At 40.4% G+C, this 19442-nt stretch carries 24 protein-coding genes and 1 pseudogene; 1 reads left to right on the forward strand and 24 read right to left on the reverse strand.

All coding sequences use genetic code 11. The features are described 5' to 3' along the window. Positions 1-13 precede the first annotated feature (13 nt). From E7303_RS16250 to E7303_RS16350, 21 genes are all read right to left on the reverse strand, one after another. Positions 14-277 (reverse strand): DUF5714 domain-containing protein, encoded by a 264-nt coding sequence (locus E7303_RS16250; RefSeq protein ID WP_292146462.1) that lies wholly within the window; start codon positions 275-277, stop codon positions 14-16. A 23-nt stretch (positions 278-300) separates the two neighbouring features. Then, entirely contained in the window at positions 301-765 is a 465-nt protein-coding gene (locus tag E7303_RS16255; RefSeq protein ID WP_292146463.1) for a GNAT family N-acetyltransferase, read from the reverse strand. Positions 766-769: 4 nt separating this feature from the next. After that, positions 770-1213 carry a MarR family winged helix-turn-helix transcriptional regulator gene (locus E7303_RS16260; RefSeq protein WP_072700521.1) on the reverse strand — a complete coding sequence of 148 codons (444 nt, stop codon included), beginning with the start codon at positions 1211-1213 and terminating at the stop codon, positions 770-772. Between the two features lie 213 nt (positions 1214-1426). Further along, a complete protein-coding gene (locus tag E7303_RS16265) occupies positions 1427-2152 on the reverse strand; it encodes a MerR family transcriptional regulator (protein ID WP_292146464.1) in 726 nt (241 codons plus the stop codon). Positions 2153-2191: 39 nt separating this feature from the next. Continuing rightward, complete coding sequence (locus E7303_RS16270) at positions 2192-2425, reverse strand: hypothetical protein (RefSeq protein WP_292146465.1); 234 nt, start codon at positions 2423-2425, stop codon at positions 2192-2194. Between the two features lie 147 nt (positions 2426-2572). Further along, entirely contained in the window at positions 2573-3172 is a 600-nt protein-coding gene (locus E7303_RS16275; protein ID WP_292146466.1) for a GNAT family N-acetyltransferase, read from the reverse strand. 28 nt (positions 3173-3200) lie between these two features. Beyond that, positions 3201-3743 carry a GNAT family N-acetyltransferase gene (locus E7303_RS16280; protein ID WP_292146467.1) on the reverse strand — a complete coding sequence of 181 codons (543 nt, stop codon included), beginning with the start codon at positions 3741-3743 and terminating at the stop codon, positions 3201-3203. Between the two features lie 199 nt (positions 3744-3942). After that, entirely contained in the window at positions 3943-4464 is a 522-nt protein-coding gene (locus E7303_RS16285) for an adenylate kinase (RefSeq protein WP_292146468.1), read from the reverse strand. Positions 4465-4488: 24 nt separating this feature from the next. Beyond that, entirely contained in the window at positions 4489-4647 is a 159-nt protein-coding gene (locus E7303_RS18120; protein WP_334298586.1) for a GrpB family protein, read from the reverse strand. Positions 4648-4665: 18 nt separating this feature from the next. Continuing rightward, on the reverse strand, positions 4666-5766 hold the full coding sequence (locus E7303_RS16295) for an aldo/keto reductase (RefSeq protein WP_292146469.1): 1101 nt from the start codon (positions 5764-5766) through the stop codon (positions 4666-4668). An 18-nt stretch (positions 5767-5784) separates the two neighbouring features. Beyond that, positions 5785-6927: an aldo/keto reductase gene (locus E7303_RS16300; RefSeq protein WP_292146470.1), complete on the reverse strand. Its 1143-nt coding sequence runs from the start codon at positions 6925-6927 to the stop codon at positions 5785-5787. Between the two features lie 68 nt (positions 6928-6995). Beyond that, positions 6996-7412 carry a DUF6608 family protein gene (locus E7303_RS16305; RefSeq protein ID WP_292146472.1) on the reverse strand — a complete coding sequence of 139 codons (417 nt, stop codon included), beginning with the start codon at positions 7410-7412 and terminating at the stop codon, positions 6996-6998. Next, positions 7412-7882, reverse strand: coding sequence for a LytTR family DNA-binding domain-containing protein (locus E7303_RS16310; RefSeq protein ID WP_292146474.1), 471 nt, complete (start codon positions 7880-7882; stop codon positions 7412-7414). Before E7303_RS16310 ends, E7303_RS16305 begins: the two co-directional genes overlap by 1 nt. Positions 7883-7890: 8 nt before the next feature. Beyond that, positions 7891-8853 (reverse strand): alpha/beta hydrolase, encoded by a 963-nt coding sequence (locus E7303_RS16315; protein ID WP_292146475.1) that lies wholly within the window; start codon positions 8851-8853, stop codon positions 7891-7893. Between the two features lie 417 nt (positions 8854-9270). Beyond that, positions 9271-9597 carry a branched-chain amino acid transporter permease gene (locus tag E7303_RS16320; protein ID WP_330601712.1) on the reverse strand — a complete coding sequence of 109 codons (327 nt, stop codon included), beginning with the start codon at positions 9595-9597 and terminating at the stop codon, positions 9271-9273. Next, positions 9594-10283, reverse strand: a complete 690-nt coding sequence (locus tag E7303_RS16325) for an AzlC family ABC transporter permease (protein ID WP_292146477.1) — start codon at positions 10281-10283, stop codon at positions 9594-9596. The genes E7303_RS16320 and E7303_RS16325 overlap by 4 nt, the downstream gene beginning before the upstream one ends. 4 nt (positions 10284-10287) lie before the next feature. Next, positions 10288-10515, reverse strand: coding sequence for a hypothetical protein (locus E7303_RS16330; RefSeq protein WP_292146478.1), 228 nt, complete (start codon positions 10513-10515; stop codon positions 10288-10290). Between the two features lie 14 nt (positions 10516-10529). After that, positions 10530-10757 carry a hypothetical protein gene (locus E7303_RS16335; protein WP_022763541.1) on the reverse strand — a complete coding sequence of 76 codons (228 nt, stop codon included), beginning with the start codon at positions 10755-10757 and terminating at the stop codon, positions 10530-10532. A 92-nt stretch (positions 10758-10849) separates the two neighbouring features. Then, entirely contained in the window at positions 10850-12085 is a 1236-nt protein-coding gene (locus E7303_RS16340) for a S41 family peptidase (protein ID WP_292146481.1), read from the reverse strand. 276 nt (positions 12086-12361) lie between these two features. Then, entirely contained in the window at positions 12362-12934 is a 573-nt protein-coding gene (locus tag E7303_RS16345; RefSeq protein ID WP_292146482.1) for an HD domain-containing protein, read from the reverse strand. Between the two features lie 55 nt (positions 12935-12989). Further along, positions 12990-14948 (reverse strand): glycoside hydrolase family 31 protein, encoded by a 1959-nt coding sequence (locus tag E7303_RS16350; protein ID WP_292146483.1) that lies wholly within the window; start codon positions 14946-14948, stop codon positions 12990-12992. Positions 14949-15158: 210 nt separating this feature from the next. On the opposite strand from E7303_RS16350, the gene E7303_RS16355 reads away from it, so the two are divergent. Beyond that, positions 15159-15440 (forward strand): hypothetical protein, encoded by a 282-nt coding sequence (locus E7303_RS16355; RefSeq protein WP_292146484.1) that lies wholly within the window; start codon positions 15159-15161, stop codon positions 15438-15440. 428 nt (positions 15441-15868) lie between these two features. On the opposite strand, the pseudogene E7303_RS16360 reads toward E7303_RS16355, so the two are convergent. From E7303_RS16360 to E7303_RS16370, 3 genes and pseudogenes are all read right to left on the reverse strand, one after another. Continuing rightward, positions 15869-16585 (reverse strand): annotated as a pseudogene (locus E7303_RS16360) (amino acid ABC transporter ATP-binding protein); the annotation flags it as partial. Continuing rightward, positions 16585-18141: an ABC transporter substrate-binding protein/permease gene (locus E7303_RS16365; RefSeq protein ID WP_292146487.1), complete on the reverse strand. Its 1557-nt coding sequence runs from the start codon at positions 18139-18141 to the stop codon at positions 16585-16587. The gene E7303_RS16365 and the pseudogene E7303_RS16360, both read right to left, overlap by 1 nt. A gap of 99 nt (positions 18142-18240) precedes the next feature. Next, a complete protein-coding gene (locus E7303_RS16370; RefSeq protein ID WP_292146489.1) occupies positions 18241-18894 on the reverse strand; it encodes an SGNH/GDSL hydrolase family protein in 654 nt (217 codons plus the stop codon). Between the last annotated feature and the right edge of the window lie 548 nt (positions 18895-19442).

A 19442-nucleotide genomic window follows, 5' to 3' on the forward strand; every position in this document is an offset into this window, starting at 1 on the left:
ACAGTGTTGCTTCTCATATTCCCCACAGTCCGCACATTGCTCCCGGCATCCGAAGTCCTTCTTTCAAAAGCTTCTCCAAGGCATAGTCTATATCTATTTTACCGCCAGCATTATGATAAGCCATTAAAAGACATGCCCCATCTAATATATGATGCTCTGGCCCATGTATGCTTATATACTCTTTTTTTGCCATTGTCTTAAACATATTGATAGGATTAATGCCTTTTTCTTTACGTATATCTTCAATAATCCTGTTTGCTTTTTCTTCAATAGTCATATGTAGCTTCTCCTGTAAACTAATTATGAAGCTCTGTACTCCATAAGAGTTGTGTTCTGCCATTTTCCAAATCGATCTTTAGCTATTCTTTCCCTATAGCCAATTTCCCTGAAACCACATTTTTTGTGTAAAGCTATACTTGCTTTATTAATTGAAAATATTGCAGAATATATGCTCCAATATCCATCTTTCTCAGCTTCTCGGATAATCGTATTTACCAAAGCTGTTCCTATCCCATGACCTCTATAGTTTCTATCAACATATACACTCATTTCAACGCAGCCTTTATATGCGCACCTACTTGAAGAAGGACTTAGCGCTATCCAGCCTACAACCTTTCCTTCTTCCTCAAAAACAAACCTGCAATTCTTTATGTGGCCTTCATTCCACTCAGTAAAACTAGGACACTCTGTATTAAAAGTTGATGTTCCCTCTTCTAATCCCTGCTTGTAAATCTCTGCTACTGTCCCCCAGTCTTCATCTCTCATTTCTCTAATCACAGCATTCCACCTCCGATTTTTTTATCGCATCATTATAGATATTTAATGCCTCTAAAACCTGACTCTGTTTTTCCTTTGGAATCATAGAAAAAACTCTCTTAAACTTCATATTCATATCTTTTTCTATTGTATTGAATCTTGCCATTCCTTCATCAGTCAGATTAAGCACTACGCACCTGCGATCCCTTGTTGAAGGTTCTCGCAAAACATATCCTTTTTGAACAAGTTCTTCTACAGATCTGCTTACAGCACTTTTATCCATCTTAAGAAGTTCAGCAAGTTCCTTTACACATATTCCAGGTTTTCTGCCTATCTCAACAACCAGAAAGCATTGAGATGTATTGACGTTACATTGACAGCAATCAGAACTGTTTAGCTTCTCAAGATTACGTTCTAATTCTCTGGTACTTTCTCGAAATAGTTTTACCTTATCCATCGAATGCCCTCCTATGGATTTAAATGATAAAATCATTAGTTGTATTTGTCAACTATTTTATGATATGAAAAAGCCACCTAGCCGCTATAAACAACTACGTGGCAATTACATGGGCATATTCATTAATTCATAACTTTCCAGAATACAGGAATGTTCAGTTCATGAGCCAATTTCGTCAATAAATATCCTTATCTGTTTCAGTGCATAACCGCATCATCCACAGTAGATCTGTATCGCACGGTGGGTAAATTCAGCAGTTCCTTTTCCGCCCATCTTATCAATATTTTCGGTGAATTCTCCGCCACCGGCATACATCTTACCAAGTCCGGAAAGAATTTCATTAGAACACTTATAAAAATGCTCGGTAATAAAACTCTGCAGCTTCCTTACCTGATTCTGTACTTCTGCAGAAGCAGGATCCTGATCCTTCATACATCCAAACTCTTCAAAGATTTTCATGAAATTGGCCATCATACTTTCTTCCTCGCTCTTTGAACGCTTTTGGTCCTTCTCTACAAATTCCTTATATTCTGGAGTATTACCCCACCGTTCTTTTGCACGCTTAGCGTATTCGTCTAATTTGCTTGAATCAAATGCTGCAAAATCCAAATGTCTCACTCCTCTCAGTTTTAATCCACGGCACATACTGATCAGATTTTCGATGTGTTCCTTCTTTAATTCTAGAAGTTCTATCTGCTGGTCAAGTGCCAATCTCTTGTCAAAATCAGATCTGGTTACGATATCCTTGATATCCTTAAGCGGAAACTCAAGCTCACGAAACAGTAAAATCTGCTGAAGTCTCTCCAGCGCCGCATCGTCATACAGCCTATATCCGGACTCGGTATACTCCGCCGGTTTTAAGAGTCCTATCTTATCGTAATACTGCAGCGTGCGTATACTCACTCCTGTCAGCTTACTCACTTCATTTACTGTCTTCATGGCTATCATCTCCTTCACGTGTGATTACATCATAAACTATTACGTAACGTCATAGTCAAGTAAATATATATAATTCTGCAAAAAAAGATCGGCATCAAATCCATTTCTGAATTCTTTGCCGATCCTCTGCTTTTCCTTCTTTCGATTGTAAGTCTTTACGCTTGGTACGCTCCTTGTCACTGGATTAAGTTCACTCCAGGTGCGTCTCTGCTTTGCGTGATACTCGCGCTGTGCTTTCTTACTTCGCTTATCCAGCGAAACATACTTGTTCATGACTATTACCTCCATAATATTTTTGGTTGGCCACCCATTATATCGGATGGGCAACTGGCAGTCATTATATCTGCGGATTCTCCTTGCATCGGAGTTTTAACTTCCGAGATAACGTTCCACCGTTCATCTCGATAAATTCGAATTTGTTCAGTCCTCGGATAACTGAAGTAGTAGCTCATATTGTTCATTTGAAACAATTTTCTTGAGTTCAGCCATGGCTTTATCATACTCGTTTTCATAGTGTGAAAATGTGTCCGTCTTTTGGAGCCTGAATCCAAGCGAAAGGTACAAAAGGATGGCTTTCCAGCTCCAGGGCTGTGTGTGAATGTAGACAGGAAGGCCCTTGTGCTTTACATAAATGTTCATAACAGCAGTGCAAAGGGCTCTCCCAAGGCCTTTTTTCTGGTGCAGATCATCAACCACGAGCCAATGCAGGGACGAAACACTGTTTATTCCACGCATATCCTGCCATGCGATGCAGGAGCCCACAACATCACCATCTTTGTTTAGTGCAAAAAGTATGTTTGGGAGCAGTTCGGGAATCTGCAGATATGTTTTGACGAAATATCTCTCCGCTTCCATTACTGAATCAAAGTCGCCAATAGCATATTCCAGTTTTGCCCATTCTTTTTCATGCCCGGACTGATATGAAATGATAGAAAAAACATCCGGCAATTCTACATTCCTGTATTCATAATCAGAGCATTTCATAATCGTATTGCAGAATGGAATGGTTCTGTCGAGCATTGCTTCCTCCAAATTCCGATTTGTTCGCTTAGTTTTCGCCTTTCCATTCTAATTTCTTAGAAAGAAAAAGCACGAGATCATCATCGTTTGCAATTTCCGTTTCGTATTGCGCACAAGGTTTATCCCTATACCAGACACCCGTCCCATCTGGGATATAGCCTCGTTTGGCATACATTCGCTGGGCACTTCCATACCCGCTGTGAAGTCCGACGCCAAGCCATACCGTGTCGGCATATTGCCCTGCAATCTCTTCAGCAACATCCATCAGTTTGCTGCCGATTCCCTTTCTCTGGTATTTTCCCAATACGCCAAAATCAACGATCTCTGGGAGCCCTTTTCCACTGAATGCACCGCCCAGCCCTGTTAAGTAGACATTCACATATCCGGCAGGAAGTCCTTTATATACGGCAGTCAGTGAAACACATTTTCCCGCAGACTGATCCTGGAGTCTTGCCAAGTATTTGGAGATATCCGTATGCCAACCCTGCGCGATTTCTTCATCGGTAAAAATTCGGGCATCTGCTTCTTCCATATTGCGTATCATCAGTTCGTTATCATTGTAATAAACCATGGTTCCTCCCTGCAGTCTGACGAATCGGGAAACAGAATTTTTTCTATTTATACAGAACGCAGTTATATCGAACATCTGACCCGTCAGAATACTCAATCACAGTTTTCTCTTCAGAAAATCCGCATTTGCGATAGAAACCAATCGAACCATCATCCGTCTGTGCTTTGATTCTTTCTATTTCCTCCCATAAGTCCCGATTTCAGGTCAAGAGTGCTTTTATTGTTTGCTCATAACTGGAATCGATCAACATAATCTGCTCCCCAGCATGTTGAAAGCCCTCGATGATGCTTTTGTTGTCTTCCTTCAGACTATCTTTCGTACAGTCTGCATCAATCATCCTGGCTTCGATTTCCGACTCATATCCAATAATCTCGCCAAAATGGTTCTCAATATAGTTCTCGCTCATAGCGAGGCAGATGAAGCGAATAGACGATAAATATCGCTCATCAAAACCCCGTCTCCAATCAAATGGAATATAGCAGCCTTCAATAATGAGGTTCTGTTTATTTTCGATCGCCGTCTTCACGATCTCTCGTATGATTGGCCACAGATACACGGTCAGAGCCTCATCATCCTCCGGCGTCAATTCTGTATTACCGCTGCGGATCAGACCCATTTTCAGGTGATCGATCGACAGATACGGATATTTGTATTTTTCGAGCATCTTTTGTGCCAGAAGCGTTTTTCCAGTGTGAGATGCACCAGTAATCAGTATAATCATTTTTCCTCGTCAAGATTAAATATGTCAGTATCGGTCTCCATATTCCTTTCGTGCTTCTGCCGTCCATTTGGAGATGAAATCCGTCTTCGCATCTGTATATGCATCCCGGTCATGCTCATATTGTTTCCAAAGCCGGAGCTTCAAGGTTTCATATTCTTTTGCCACGGCAGGATGCTCGTTCATATAATAATACACCAGATTCTACAATAATTGATCCATATACTCATCAATTTCCTGCATTCTCAGGCTCTGCTTTACTCCAAATGGGCATCTGCTGTCACAGTGACCACATGAAATGCAGTCTGAAGCGTTCTTTTCAAGGGTCTTGTAATGCTCGATTGCTAAAGAATCGCCTACCTTTGCAAGGTCATAATACTTATTCACAAGCCCTATATCTATACCTACAGGACAAGGCTTGCAATGGTTGCAGTATACGCACTTTCCGTTTGCCTGTGGTGGAGCAAATGAACTGATTACAGAATAATCAAGCTCTTCCTCAGTTCGATCATAGTAAGATAAGAGCTCATCTACTTCTGAAACACTTTGAGCTCCTGGAAGAACAGCGAGTACTCCAGGTTTATCAAGACAATATCTGATGCACTGAAAAGGAGTAAGCGCTTTACCAAATGGAGACTGTTTGGCATCAAGCAATTGTCCACCTGAAAATGGTTTCATTACTGTTATTCCCACGCCGTCCTTTTCACAGCGCTTATAAACCTCTGCTCTTTCGTCTATCTCTCCGTGGGCGTAATCGCCGTGTCCATAGTCATAGGCAGGATTAATAGCAAACATAAGCATATCTATCTCTACGTCATCCATAATCCTGTGGATAACAGACGGAGTGTGGGATGACAGTCCTATATGTTTTACAACTCCCTCATCCTTCATCTTGAGGATATATTCATAAATGCCATTCTCCTGGTATGTTTCCCAATCAGCTTTCTCATCCTGACAATGGATAAAACCATAATCTATATAATCGGTCTTTAGATCATTAAGCTGCTTATCAAGGGATCTTTTTACGGTTTCCAAGTTGAGCGACCACCCATAGGTTCCCCTTGAATAATCTGCTCCAAAGTGGATCTGGTAAAAGATATTGCTCCTTACATCAGAGAATGCTTCTCCATACATCGGAAAAGCGCTTCCGTCTCCGGCAGCCATATCAAAATAGTTTATGCCGCCCTCATAGGCATGACGAAGAGTTTCAACTGCCGCACTTGTGCCTGCCTCAAATATATAAGCTGAGCCAAAGCCTATTTCACTGACCTTATCCCTGGTTCTTTTATTTTCTCTGTATCTCATAAATGACCTCCGAAACTATCAGCCTATTTTTTCCACAAAATCAGACATCATATCTGAAATCTTGATAGTCTGAGGACATACCTGCTCGCAGCTGTGACAGTGCAAACATGAAACCGGTCGCTTCTCTTCAGGTATAGCGGCAAGAGCCATGGGAGCAATGAATCCCATCCCACCATCCTGTGTTGTAAGAAGATGCTCGTTGTATAAAGAGATAAAATATGGGATATCAAGTCCCTGGGGACAATGGCTTACGCAGTAATGGCAGGCTGTACATGGAATGGACTTCTTTGACTGCAGTCTGTCAGTAACATTCATCAGCGCAGCCATCTCTTTTTCGGTAAGAGGCTTGTCTTCTTCATAGGTCTTAAGATTTGCCTCAAGCTGCTCCATATTTGACATACCCGATAGAACCATTGTCACTCCCTTTACGCTCTGCAAAAATCTGAATGCCCATGCAGGGATTTCTTCATCAGGACGAAGTGCCTTTAACTCACTCTCAGACTGTTCATCAAGTCTGGAAAGTTTTCCGCCCCTAAGAGGCTCCATAACCCATACCGGAATATTCCACTCATTTAAAAGGTCAACCTTTGCCTTAGCATCCTGAAATTTCCAGTCGAGGTAGTTCAGCTGAATCTGGCAGAATTCCATATCTTTACCATAAGCTTCAAGAAATCTCTTAAGAGTCGCGTATTCACCGTGGCATGAAAAACCAAGATGCTTTATTCTGCCATTCTTTTTCTGCTCCATCAGATAATCATAGATTCCATACTTGGGATCCAGATACTGCTCAATGTTCATTTCGCAAACATTATGGAAAAGATAGAAATCAAAGTACTCCATCCCTGTCTTTTCAAGCTGCTTCTCAAATATCTCTTTTACCATGGGCATATTGGACAGGTCATATCCCGGGAATTTTGTTGAAATATAAAATTTATCCCTTGGATACTTTGAAAGTGCTTTTCCCATTACAATCTCGGAATTGCCGTTGTGATAGCCCCATGCAGTGTCATAGTAGTTGATTCCGTTTGCCATTGCCTTATCAACCATCTTAAAAGTCTCGTTTTCGTCGATGTTGCCATCATCTCCTCCGACCACAGGCAGCCTCATAGCTCCAAAGCCAAGTCCTGATAATCTGATTTCCTGAAATTTTCTGTAAATCATAGCCATTTTCTCCTTCTATTATATCTACACCATTCGGATATTCTGAAAGACTACTATCGCCCCGGCAATCATCCAGCCCGTTTCTGTAGGTCCTTAATTATGCTGTCCTTTTTCTTTGTATCAGCAAACACACTGTAGTAATATACCCCTGCAAGAATCACATATGGAATCGTAAATGAGCGATATAAATCCAACCATCCTTGTATAGTTATAGTGTCAATGCAACTCACGATAAAAAGCATTACTGCTATCAGCACACATGCTAACAGATATTGGATAACCATCATAGCCAGTGGGCTTACACTGTCAAAGAGCCCATGAAGGGATAAAACAACAGAGGCTATGATACAAATGGCAAGCATCATCAGCTCATTCAAATTATTTGTCTGACCGCCAAAAATAATGTTGATGACAGCAGAAGAAACAGAAACCACTGTGTATGACACAAAAATCATTAAGGCTAAATTCTTAAAATATTTTTTCACTATACCATTCTCCGCATTTTCTGAAGATACTGATCAAATTCCTTCTTGTAGCTTCTGTTGACACAGATCCTCTCACCATTATCAAAATAAGCATAAACCTTCATATTAAGATCTGGCTTTAACTGTTTTATTCTGAAAATGTTTATGAGATTAGACTTGGAAACTCTCACAAACCCATAGTTCCAAAGGAGCTCCTCACACTCTGCCAGTGTTTTCATAATACGATAGACCCCGGTCCCGGTGTACATAAAAAGTTTTCTGTCCACATAATCCAGGTAATATACCTCTTTGGGGTCAAGCAGTATCTCTTCTCCATTGTCAAGGTCATCATCTGCAGGTCTTCCCGAAAGAGATATTCTCTCGGACTGCACAATATCTATTATCTGTTTTATCTGTGGTCGCATATTTGAAAAATACAGATCCACATGCTCATTTGTATTATTCTTGTCTTCGAACAGGTTTAACTTCATACTTACTTTTACAATCCGGCACCGACAAGGAAAGTTTCAACATATTCCATATATCCATCCGGATCATCTATAACTCCTTCGATATGTGCACTGTTTACATAAGCAATGCTCTTTTCTGAGCTGCCAACATTTTCATATACTTCCTCAACCTTTTCAGGAAGGCAGACTGTATCCTTTTGTGAAACAAATATGAGTGTAGGCAGCTGATCATTTTCTACAACCTTGATTGTATCACCATCATTCCAGTTGATGCGATAAAAAATCTTTGAATATAGCTTACCTGCTTCTGTAAGATAGGATGTCACAAATGACTCCATTTCCTCCGGATCATCATCTGCAATCACACTTCTGATCATGTATTCCATTCCCGGAACAGGACTGTCACAGATAACTGCATCCGCTGCTTCTACTGTTCCAGGTGTTACGTTTGATGCATAAATTGCTGTGGCCTGTGCCCCCATTGACTGTCCATGAACAATAACCTCTGAACTTCCAAGTTCTTCTCTGGCATACCTTACAAGCGCCTTTATATCACGGAGCTCATGAATCCCAAAGGTTACCTTATCATCCGGATTTAATCCATGACCTCTGTCATCAAAAGCAATTACGTTATAACCTCTTTCGATATACTGCTGTGCAAGAGGATATGTGCTTACTCTGTCGCCACCTGCTCCGTGCACAAGTACTACACACTTATCGCTGTCCATATCAAAAAAGGTTCCGGGAACAACATTGCCATCCTCTGCTGTAACAGAAATCTCTTTGCCCTGATTGCCGGCGTTAAAACCGTCAAGGTCAAATCCGTACTTTGCCAGCTGCTTAACCGAGTTGCCCTGAGTATCATTGTTTTTATTCTGATAAAACACGCCATCAGTAACCAGCTTGGCCATTCCAACAGTTCCTGTGACTATCAGTACAGCAACTACTCCTAATATGATTTTAACCACCCTGCCAATTATATTTCTTTTCACTTGTTTGTACTCCCTTTCTTAAGATGTTTTTACTTTATCAAAAACACGCTTCTCATATCTTAAGATTTGCATAAGTTGCATTTTCTGATGTATAAGGTGCAATTAATATCATCATGTAACAAAGACAAGATCTTTTTTTACATTTTAGGCAAAAGAAAAAGACGTATAAACCATATGGTCTATACGCCCTTCGTTTCTATCAATCCAAGCTATTTGTTTTACCGCTTCTTACCCGGTTATTACTTTTATGTCCGGAACATCCTTTAACAACAACACCGGAAATGCTTTCTTGTACTTTTTCTTGTGGAAGTGCCTAAAATCCACTCTCATTTTCATGTCATGTACTTCGCAATTGGTGCAGGTGCTTATTCCATTATCAAATCAAAACATTTAGAAATATTTAAAAAGCTCACTTTATCACATGCATCTTAACATAATCATATACGCAGCAGTTCCGACTATAATGCTGATAAATGTATTGTGCTTCCTCTTATAACTTGCTACAACAACAGCAACTGCAATAATCCCGGGAATTCCTATTCCGATAGGATTACTCTTCGCCCCTTTCAAGCAGTATACGATAAGCACAGCCATGATTGCTGATGGAAGAATCTGCCCAAGGCGCTGCATCCATTCCGGCATACTGCGTCCGCCTCTGAAAAGAACAAATGGCAGCGCCCTAAGTCCAAAGGTGATTAGCGCTGACATTACTATTGCCAATAAAATATACCATGATCTCATCATTCTACTGCCACCTGCTTTCTTGAGTTATACCAAACTAGCAGCATTGAAACAATGATAAGAGCCGGAAGCATAAACTGATTCTCTCCAAATATTAAGAGGCTGATAATTCCCACAGCCAATCCAGCCAATGCCGGTTTATGAGTATCTGCCTTTTCCCACTGATCTATAAAAATGATTACAAACAATGCAGTCATAGAGAAATCAATGCCTTCCATTGAAAACGGAATTATCTGCCCCAGGACTCCGCCAATAACAGCTCCTGTCATCCAATAGCAACGTGATAAGAACGCCACCCAGAACATAACCGGCTTCTTCTCTGCATCTTTCAACTCCAACGTGCAGTTCACAGCATATGTCTCATCGGTCATAGTATGGATCATGTACGGCTTTTTCCATCCCATACTACTGAACTCATCAACAAACGACAGGCTATAAAAAGTCTGCCTACTGTTCATGAAAAGAGCTGTTATCATTATCGTAAGTATTGATGCTCCCGCCGAAAGCAACGTAGTCAAAACAAACTGAAAAGCTCCAGTATATACAGACAGGCTGACAAGGAGTGAGTAATACCATTCAAACCCCGACTCTTCCATCAGGATTCCATAGGCCATACTCACAAAAAGATAACTGCACATGATTGGTATTGACTTTATAAACGCATATTTAAAGAGCTGTTTCTTATCCACCTATTTACAATTCCTTCTTGAAAATCTGTTCACAAAGTCTATAGTCAGCCGACACTTCTATAAAAGACCTGTTACCATTGATGTAATCTGTATATGCCGTCTCAGCGTCTTTTCCATGGAACACCTTACAAAGTCCGCACATATCGCAATCTGCAATACATGGAAACCTCTCTTTTATATATGTTCTGCGCTCTTCAGTTGTAGAGTCTTTTATCTCAGGTGCATTTAACATAAGTACATATCCTCTCAATGAATCTGCCTGTCCTGGCGATACTTTTCCATGTATTCCATGTTTATCTCGCGGATTTCCTTTTTGCCATCAATATAGTCCTGATAAATATCCCAGGGACTTCCCCCGCCAAGCCAACAAGATGAGCAATTCTCGCAGCCGCCACCGCAATCGAGAGAGTTTTTCACAATCTGCTCCCTCTCTTCTCTTGTTGTATCCTTGATCAGAATTGATTTTCTTTCCATTAGCACCGCCCTCCTTAGGCTAATGATGCCTATTCACTCCTTTAATCAATTTTAACTGAAATTAAATCAATTGATAACACACCCCTAGATACTCATTTGCACTCAAGGCAATAGTCCAATTCAACATCTTTGTATATACTCTCAGGAGACCACGCTATATATTTATCTACAGGAACACCTTTGTGAGCCAGTCCCTTTCCGCCATCGATGCGTTTATCCCTTGAAGTAGGATAAATCAGGCCAAAGTCATCAAACCGAACCACAGAGCAGTTTGAATAATCGGTAATACCCATGGTTGGTCTTCCTACTACTGTTACTTTAGGAGAAAAAGACATTACTTCGACGAAGGCATCTCCGGAAGATGCGCATCTTTCGTCAGTGATGATAAACACCCTTTCAGGATAAGCTCTACCGGTTATTCCGTCCATAAACTCATCTTCGCTTTCTATAAAACCTTTTCCCATGTTCTCGGTATTATCAACTACCATTTTATCAAGCATCGGCGCCATGTCTTCAGGTGGATTTTCACCCAACATATCTCTCAGAAGCTTAATTCGGTCCTTGCAATTTCTCAAGGAATAATTGACTTCAATTGGATACTCAGCTTTGTAATAATCAGTAATTTCTTTTCCCTCAGGGAAACAATACTCCAAAAGTGGCACAAACGCAGAATCTGCGCCTCCTCCATTTCCCCGAACATCTACAATGAGTTTTTTACAGTTATCAAGAGCGTTCTTACAATCGGTATACAGCTGATTGATTGCATCCAGATCCGCAAAATCATTCAACCTGAGATAAAGAGTATTGTCCTGATATTCTTTGAAGGAATACTTGGCTTCGTCTTTTCCTTTAGAGTCATGGATAATGGAAACTCCTTCTCTTGTACCGTCCTGATGAACGACAGTAACAAGCTTATAAAACTTCAGTACGGTTGGCCACATCATACCCTGGCGTTCATCAGACTTCTCCATAAGTATCTGGCTTTCTTTATGCGCAATAGCTGTTATTGATTCACCGTCAACTGCAGTAATTCTATCTCCTGGAACAAGACCCGTATCAGCATTTGCCTTTGTTACGTACAGCTCATCGCCTAGCCTCATCACCGAAAAACCTATTGATCCCAGCGTCGCATCTACAAAGTCCAGATGTCCCTCTAGTCCAAAAGTTGCCAGATACTCCTGGACAACATGAAGGAACTCCATACGTTCCATGTCATCTGAAATCTTACTTTGGAATACCTGATAATCTCCTGCTCCAAAATCCTTACAGGTAGCGGAATCTTCTTTCATAATTGAAATTATTTCTTGAAATATCTCTGTATAAGTCATTGCCTCCCCTTTTATACTGTTAGAGTATTATCCTGGAAGTTATATTTTTAATGTCCTTCAATGTTGTCTGGAAAAGGCGCATCACCATACACTGTTATGATATAACTTCCATCTTCATTTTCTAGTTCGCAATACTTGTATTTTGCATCAAATATGTGGTCCACTTCATCTTCAGCCATAGCTGAATTGAATGTGACCTTGGACTCACACTCGACATGGTTGCCTGTTCCAGAAGTGTTTCCGGTAAAAGAATGTGCGTCAACAATAGTGGCCTCTTCATGCTTTCTGCCCTTCAGTTTCTATTTTTTCTAACGTATCATCAAGAATTGCTTTTCTAAGATCTGTGAGCCACTCTGAAAAAGAAACCGTGTCAAATGCATATGTCTTATTAAGCTCATACTCGTTTTCAGACCAGGTATCGATTGGAGACTCATTATGCTGGATCAAAGCCTCAAGCTTATCCAACGACTTGTACAGCTTAGCTTCTTTCGTCTCCTGCGCATCCATTTCTTTATACAGAGCCGCTATATCATCCGATAATTCCTTGGGAAGAGACTTGACCCACTGATCCAGAAGAGAATCCTCAACTTCCCTGTCAGCGTCAGTCTTAATGAATGTAGGAATATCACCGGTAAAGCACTCTCCAAGGTCATGAATAAGACACATATCAACAACTTTATCAATATCCAGTTCTTTAAACTCGTGTCTTAAGAGAAATGCCATAAGTGATATACGCCAGCTGTGCTCTGCAACGCTCTCTGTCCTGCGCTTCGTTGTTGTGCAGTGACGAGGTGTGTCTTTTAACCTCTCAGCCACATGTAAAATCTCCAAATACTCCCTTGCATTCATACCTCTTCCTCCTCTGTTTTGATAAACACTAAAACTGAAATATAATCCTATATAATCACCTGGAAATACCGTCATCTGTAAACAGCTCATATGCGCTATTGTCACAGTCATAGCATTCATAACTAATGTTATTGTAATCAATCTGTTCTGTTCTGCCTGCAGGTACTGCAAGGGGAAGTGCGTGACCTTTTTTGATAAACACCAGCACTTCATTGAGGGCAGCATCAACATAGTGATGCCCCTTTGATATGATCTCAACATCATAATCGTTATAGCTTCTAAATCTGCACAGCTTCATGTCTTCCGGGAGATATACGTATCTGCCGTTAGCATTTTGTTTATATACAGGTGCAACCATAATGCTCTCGCCCACAAAAAGCTGGTCCTCTACTTCGTAAGCCATTTCATCATCCGGATAATCAAAACATACAGGTCTGAACAGCATTTCGTCGTTATTTACTGCCTTCATGAACTCTGAATAAAGGTACGGAATCAGCGCGTATCTGAGCCTAAGAATGTTTTTAAAGCTCTCTTTGTCAGTAAATCTGTAGAATTCCTGTCTTCTGGTACCTTCTGCGGAATGATTTCTGAAAAGAGGCGTGAAAATACCAAATTCAGCCCATCTCATAAGCAGGTCTTCTGTGACATCAGCTCCAAAGCCCCCAACATCAGCGCCACTATAGATAAATCCACACATATTGAGCGCCGGCATCTGCTGGATATTAAGCAGTAAATGACTCCACCAGGATTTGTTGTCGCCACACCATACGCCACCATATCGATGCATTCCTATATATGATGACCTCGAGAACATGAGAATTCTTTTATCTGGTGAAAGTCTCTCAAATGCCTCACCTGCAGCTCTTGTCATATTATAGCCAAATAAGTTGTGGACTTTATCATGGCGATATCTCTTACCTTTATATTCGTGATAAAACCTCCTGTAATCCTCTTCGTTGTTTGCAAGTCCCCCAACTATATCCTGAAATTTAAAGAAGGAGCTTATATCCAGATTTTTCCCCTCTAGCTCTTTTATCTGCTCGAAGACCTCTTTCAAATGGTCCTCGGTATAAAAAATAGCCGGTTCATTCATGTCATTCCAAAAGCCGTCGATTCCATAGTCCAAAAGAACTTTATATTTCTCGCCAAACCATTTTCTGGCATCCTCGTTAAGGAAGTCAGGGAAATGCACTTTTCCGGGCCAAACCGCAGCAACAAGGTTCTCTCCATTTTCTTTTTTGCAAAAGAAATTATTCTTTACCCCTTCTTCATAGACGTCATATCCTTCTTCAATCTTCACTCCCGCGTCAATGATCGGGACAAGATGTATGTTTCTATCAGCCATTTCCTTCACAAATGCACTAAAATCAGGAAATCTCTCATCGCTGACAGTGAAGTCCTTGTATCTTTCCATATAGTCGATGTCCAGGTACACGCTATCGATGGGAATATCCAGCTCATCGTACTTGTCAACGACTTCCCTTACCTGGTCTTCATTCATGTAGCTCCATCTGCTCTGGCCAAATCCAAAGGCCCACCTTGGAGGAATATAGCTCTTTCCTATTATTCCGCGGAACTCTTTTACGATCTTTAAGATGCTCTCGCCTTCTATCACGTAAACATAGGCATCGAAGTCCTCAAAAGCAATGGAAAAAACGTCCTTATCCGTATATCCTATATCAAAAGAGACCCTGCCAGGCGTATCAACATACATTCCGAAGCCTTTTCCGTTTCCCCAGATAACAAAGAAATTCTGAGCGGCATAAAGAGATCTTTTGTCTTCTGTATGATTGGGATCATCAGAGCAATTGCTGACGTAGATATATCCTCTTTTATTTATTCCGCGGACTGTTTCACCAAGTCCGAAAACACGGTCTTTTGCACCCATATTATATTTCAGTTCATTTTTCCCCTGAACTCTTTCAAAATATGGAATTTCTTTTTCTTCATTGGCAAAGGAAACTACCACTGAATCTGTTTCTATCGGATTACCAATTTTATACTTTCTGACCATTATCCCTTTACTCCTCCTACTGTGATTCCCTGTTTCATCTGGGTTTGAGCGATTATATACACCACTATACAAAATTCAATTTTTTTCTGCAATTCATAATTGGAAACCAGTTGAGAAAAACAACAAATATGATATGATTTATTTAACAGGCAAAGGCGTCGTTACATAAAGGCGTTCTTTGCCTCTTCTAATAATAGCAGGAGGTGCACTATGGAGATTACAGAAAAACTAGACGCATTATTAGAAAAAGCCGGCAAAGACAGTGTTCTCAAAGACAAACTTTTAGCTACAAGAAAGTCTCCCAACCCCATTGCCGACTTTTGCGATATTGCAAATGAATATGGTATTCAGATAAGTGTTATGGACATAGTAAATCAGGGAGAAGAATTCTACGCAGAAATTAAGCGCAGCACCAATGGCGGCGGTGAAAACTCTCCTGATCTTGATTTTCAGAATGATGAGTATTCTATTTTTATGATGAGACTACAGTGAGGATATTTCCGATAGGAGCCCCCTCTGTTATCGAAAACATTTCATTCAAATTATCATTATCTTCCGATGGTCAGCTTTAGCAGATTTGGATAATCGCTGTTTTCCAGCCATTCATAACTGATTTTTTCCGTTAACCCTTTCAAAATGGAGAGTCCGAGATCATCTCCTGTTGAAGTCATATCAAAACGAGGTCCATTATAACTGAATGCAAGTTCAGCAACCTCCGTCTGTTCTGAATATTCACATACCGTATGGATGCTTAAATCATTCATTCCTGATACAAGGATACGCATAACCTCCTCAAACATGAGCGTAATATGTTTGGCCATCTTTGGAGCAATCTGATTTCTACTGCAATAAGCTGAAATCTCGCCTACTACGCTGAGAAAATTATAATCACGACTATTAATATCAAGTTCCAACACCTTAAGTCTATGTATAAATCGCCGAGTATTCTCCCCTTTAGGATTATCAAATATCTGCTCAGGACTACCATCTTCATATATTTTTCCTTCATCCATGAAAAATACACGGTTACAGATGCTCTTGGCAAAATGCATCTCATGAGTAACGATAAGCATAGTTTTGCCAGTTTGAGCCAGATCTCTGATAGCAGATTGCACCTCTCCCACCATTGTGGGATCAAGAGCACTGGTAGGTTCATCAAGCAAGATCACATCCGGATCCATTGCTAAAGCTCTAGCGATGGCCACGCGCTGTTTCTGGCCACCTGAAAGCTGATCAGGATAGTTTAATGCCTTTTCGCCAAGGCCTACTTTTTTGAGCAGTTCCATGCCTGTATCATATGCTTGCTGCCTTGATTTGCCCAGAAGATCCACGGGTGCCAGCATTACATTTTCTATTACTGTTTTATGATCAAACAAATTAAAGCTCTGAAACACCATCCCCATCTTCTGTCGAACCTTGTTAATATCAGTCTTGGGATCAGTGATTTCCATGTCATCCAACCAGATTCTTCCCTCGGTCGGTTTCTCTAATTGATTGATACAACGCAGCAGCGTACTTTTTCCAGTTCCCGATGGTCCAATAACAGATATGACGTCCCCGTCATGAATTTCAACGCTAACATCCTTAAGCGGAGTGACATCTTGATATGACTTTTTCAAGTGCTCTATTCTGATCATCAATGCTTGATTCCCTTCAAAATCTCTGACTCTTTACGGCGTTTAGGATTGATATTCACACTTATTCTCCCAACCCCAAAGCCAACTAGCGTTTCCAAAGCAAAATATATAACCGTAATAGAGATTAGTGGAAAAAATGCTTCGTAAGTACGCCCTCGTACAATGTCTCCTATTTTTGTAAGATCCTGCACCGCAATGTAACCCACTATTGCTGTCGACTTAATTAAACTAACAATTTCCCCCTTATATGCAGGCAGAACAAAAGGCATTGCCTGTGGCAGGATAATCTTGTAGAAGGTTTGACGTTCTGAATATCCTAGTGCATATGCACCCTCATACTGTCCAATCCCAACTGCACCTACACCTGTCTTTAATAAGCCGAACACAGAAGCTCCAAATGTTAGAGAAAAGCCAATTATAGCCACTAATACACCATTAATGGCCACTGAACCAAATATTACGTAAAAAAGAATCATAAGCAGCACTACCATTGGCATGCCCTGTATCAACAACATAAAAAATTGTGTAACAATGTTGGCCACGGGATTACCGTTTCGGCATAACATAAATACCACAAATCCAAGCGCTGTTCCAAACAGTACTGCAAATATCGTAATAAGCAAAGTCGTCAGAATTCCTTTTTGAAATAATTGCCAGCGATTTTCTCGTATAAAGGTCTTATTAAAGCTTTCACTGATACTATCCCAAAAAGAATCGTTATACTCGGCGTTTTCTTTGAGAATCATAGCAACAGTGCCCCCGGAAAAGTTAGGCTTTGAGAAAAGAACGCTTTCGGCACGTTCAGGTGTAATACTGATGCCGGCTAATGCAAAATCACATTTACTTGTCTGAATTGCTGGCAGTATCCCGTCAAAATTCATGTCTATGATGTTAAGACCATACCCGCTGTATTCACAAAACATAGCGGCAAGCTCAATATCATATCCCACCACCTTTCCGTCTCTCATATATTCAAATGGTGCATATCCCGATTCTGTCGCCAGTTTAAGAACACCTTTTTTTGCTTCCAGCCTGCTAATATCCGGCATCGTCTTATCTGCCTCATTTTCACTGAACCACTTGACTGAAAGCTCTTCAAGGGTTTCTTCTGGAAGGTGCTCCAAAAATGCATTAAATTGATCCCTTAGCTGTTCTCCATCCCGAGTCTTTGGAAATATTGGTGCAAAATCATAACTATCAAGATACTCTGGCAAATACACAACATACTTGCTCTCACGTATCAATATTTGAGCCACAGCCTCATCAACAATAAAAGCATCAATCTTTTTACCTATGAGAGCCGCCAATAGATCGGCTTTACCATTGTAGTATTCCAAATGAGCTTCCGGCATTTTTTCACGTACAGCTGCATCGAAACTGGTGCCGGTCTGAATACCTATCCGCTTTCCGTTCAGATCTGATAAAGAATCAATCACATGGTCATTCTGCTCCGATGCCGTACATATAACCGATTTCTTCAATACTATCAGGATACCGACAAGAACAGCTGCCAATATAAAGAGAATCGTTGACTTTCCAATAGTTTTTTTCTTCATATAAATTAACTTCCCTGGCACTCGCAATCATCGCTATATCGTGTTTCTATGTACTATTAATTATACATCCTATAGCTAAAGATTCAAGGAAACAGTGTTTTAATTGCCAAGCTGCATAAGCCTTGATTTTAGGCATCTGTATATTATTTCATTTCCGGCATCATTTGGATGAAGACCGTCAGGACAATATCTTTCTCTTAAAAAATCCTCCTGTGGCTGAATCCCACTTTCTTTATATAGGTCTACTACAGGAAGCGAGTAATACTGCGCTACCTCGCGTATTATCTCAACATAATCCGAAAGTGTTCCCCAATTGCGAATTCCTCTTTCGTTGTAAACTCTGTTCTCATCTGTTCTATGAAGAGGTGTCATTACAATAACATTTGCCTTAGGATATTTTTTCAATATTTTCTGATACAGATCATGCAGTGCCCCATAGAAAGTGTCCGGTGTGCGGTCGGTCATGCAACCCTTTGCTGCATCTCCATGACCGTAGTCGTTAGTCCCGCCAAATATCACAACTACATCAGCATCGTTGTCCATAGCATCAACTCTTGATGCAAAATACTGATCCATTCTCTCATCATAGGGAACCTGCTGATTGGCTATTCTTGTTCCGCCAATGCCATATCCCCTGCAAATGCATCCATCCTTCTCAAATCTTTTCCAGAAAAAGAACTCCGGAGAAGAAGCTCCATGCCCTTCTGTAATGCTGTCCCCAAGAAAATTGATCTTTAATCCTTCAAGTCTCATTGCCTGTTGTACTCCTCCCAAATATCTTTAATACAGACAATTATAATATTTTTTCTAAAAATGGACCACTAACCCCGTCCCCATCCAGGCACCCTCTCAGCCCTTATCACCTTTTATTGTGTAGAATAATTATCCAATATAATGAACTTTGGATTCATCATATCTGTCCTGCTGTTCTCTTAAGCTCGTCTATATCATCCTTCTAATTTACTGCGAAACATCCCACAATTTGCCTTGTGCAGTAAGAATTATTGTCTTTTACTGCACAGGTACAAATATTACTATTGGCACAGTATTAATTTTCTTTTATTGATTTGTCTTGTCAGATTTATTACTGCAAGATAAAGATTTCTAAAATACTACAGTAAATAATAATTTAATTTACTGCAGTATCTTGAAAACTATATTTTTGCAGTAATCACATTACTGCAAAAATATAGTTTCTTTACAATATACAGTATTTAAATAGAAACCCTACTGCACATTTCAAAATTTCTTGTAATATGCAGTAGTATCCTTATTTACCAACACAATCCGAGGCTCTGCAT

The organism is Butyrivibrio sp. (genome assembly GCF_015056685.1).
In the GTDB taxonomy this organism is placed as follows: domain Bacteria; phylum Bacillota; class Clostridia; order Lachnospirales; family Lachnospiraceae; genus Butyrivibrio.

Coding starts and splice junctions, on each gene's coding strand:
- E7303_RS16250 (WP_292146462.1), bottom strand. CDS start 277: ATGACTATTGAAGAAAAAGCAAACAGGATTATTGAAGATATACGTAAA.
- E7303_RS16255 (WP_292146463.1), bottom strand. CDS start 765: ATGAGAGATGAAGACTGGGGGACAGTAGCAGAGATTTACAAGCAGGGA.
- E7303_RS16260 (WP_072700521.1), bottom strand. CDS start 1,213: ATGGATAAGGTAAAACTATTTCGAGAAAGTACCAGAGAATTAGAACGT.
- E7303_RS16265 (WP_292146464.1), bottom strand. CDS start 2,152: ATGAAGACAGTAAATGAAGTGAGTAAGCTGACAGGAGTGAGTATACGC.
- E7303_RS16270 (WP_292146465.1), bottom strand. CDS start 2,425: ATGAACAAGTATGTTTCGCTGGATAAGCGAAGTAAGAAAGCACAGCGC.
- E7303_RS16275 (WP_292146466.1), bottom strand. CDS start 3,172: ATGCTCGACAGAACCATTCCATTCTGCAATACGATTATGAAATGCTCT.
- E7303_RS16280 (WP_292146467.1), bottom strand. CDS start 3,743: ATGGTTTATTACAATGATAACGAACTGATGATACGCAATATGGAAGAA.
- E7303_RS16285 (WP_292146468.1), bottom strand. CDS start 4,464: ATGATTATACTGATTACTGGTGCATCTCACACTGGAAAAACGCTTCTG.
- E7303_RS18120 (WP_334298586.1), bottom strand. CDS start 4,647: ATGAACGAGCATCCTGCCGTGGCAAAAGAATATGAAACCTTGAAGCTC.
- E7303_RS16295 (WP_292146469.1), bottom strand. CDS start 5,766: ATGAGATACAGAGAAAATAAAAGAACCAGGGATAAGGTCAGTGAAATA.
- E7303_RS16300 (WP_292146470.1), bottom strand. CDS start 6,927: ATGATTTACAGAAAATTTCAGGAAATCAGATTATCAGGACTTGGCTTT.
- E7303_RS16310 (WP_292146474.1), bottom strand. CDS start 7,882: ATGAAGTTAAACCTGTTCGAAGACAAGAATAATACAAATGAGCATGTG.
- E7303_RS16320 (WP_330601712.1), bottom strand. CDS start 9,597: ATGATGAGATCATGGTATATTTTATTGGCAATAGTAATGTCAGCGCTA.
- E7303_RS16330 (WP_292146478.1), bottom strand. CDS start 10,515: ATGTTAAATGCACCTGAGATAAAAGACTCTACAACTGAAGAGCGCAGA.
- E7303_RS16335 (WP_022763541.1), bottom strand. CDS start 10,757: ATGGAAAGAAAATCAATTCTGATCAAGGATACAACAAGAGAAGAGAGG.
- E7303_RS16340 (WP_292146481.1), bottom strand. CDS start 12,085: ATGACTTATACAGAGATATTTCAAGAAATAATTTCAATTATGAAAGAA.
- E7303_RS16345 (WP_292146482.1), bottom strand. CDS start 12,934: ATGAATGCAAGGGAGTATTTGGAGATTTTACATGTGGCTGAGAGGTTA.
- E7303_RS16350 (WP_292146483.1), bottom strand. CDS start 14,948: ATGGTCAGAAAGTATAAAATTGGTAATCCGATAGAAACAGATTCAGTG.
- E7303_RS16355 (WP_292146484.1), top strand. CDS start 15,159: ATGGAGATTACAGAAAAACTAGACGCATTATTAGAAAAAGCCGGCAAA.
- E7303_RS16365 (WP_292146487.1), bottom strand. CDS start 18,141: ATGAAGAAAAAAACTATTGGAAAGTCAACGATTCTCTTTATATTGGCA.
- E7303_RS16370 (WP_292146489.1), bottom strand. CDS start 18,894: ATGAGACTTGAAGGATTAAAGATCAATTTTCTTGGGGACAGCATTACA.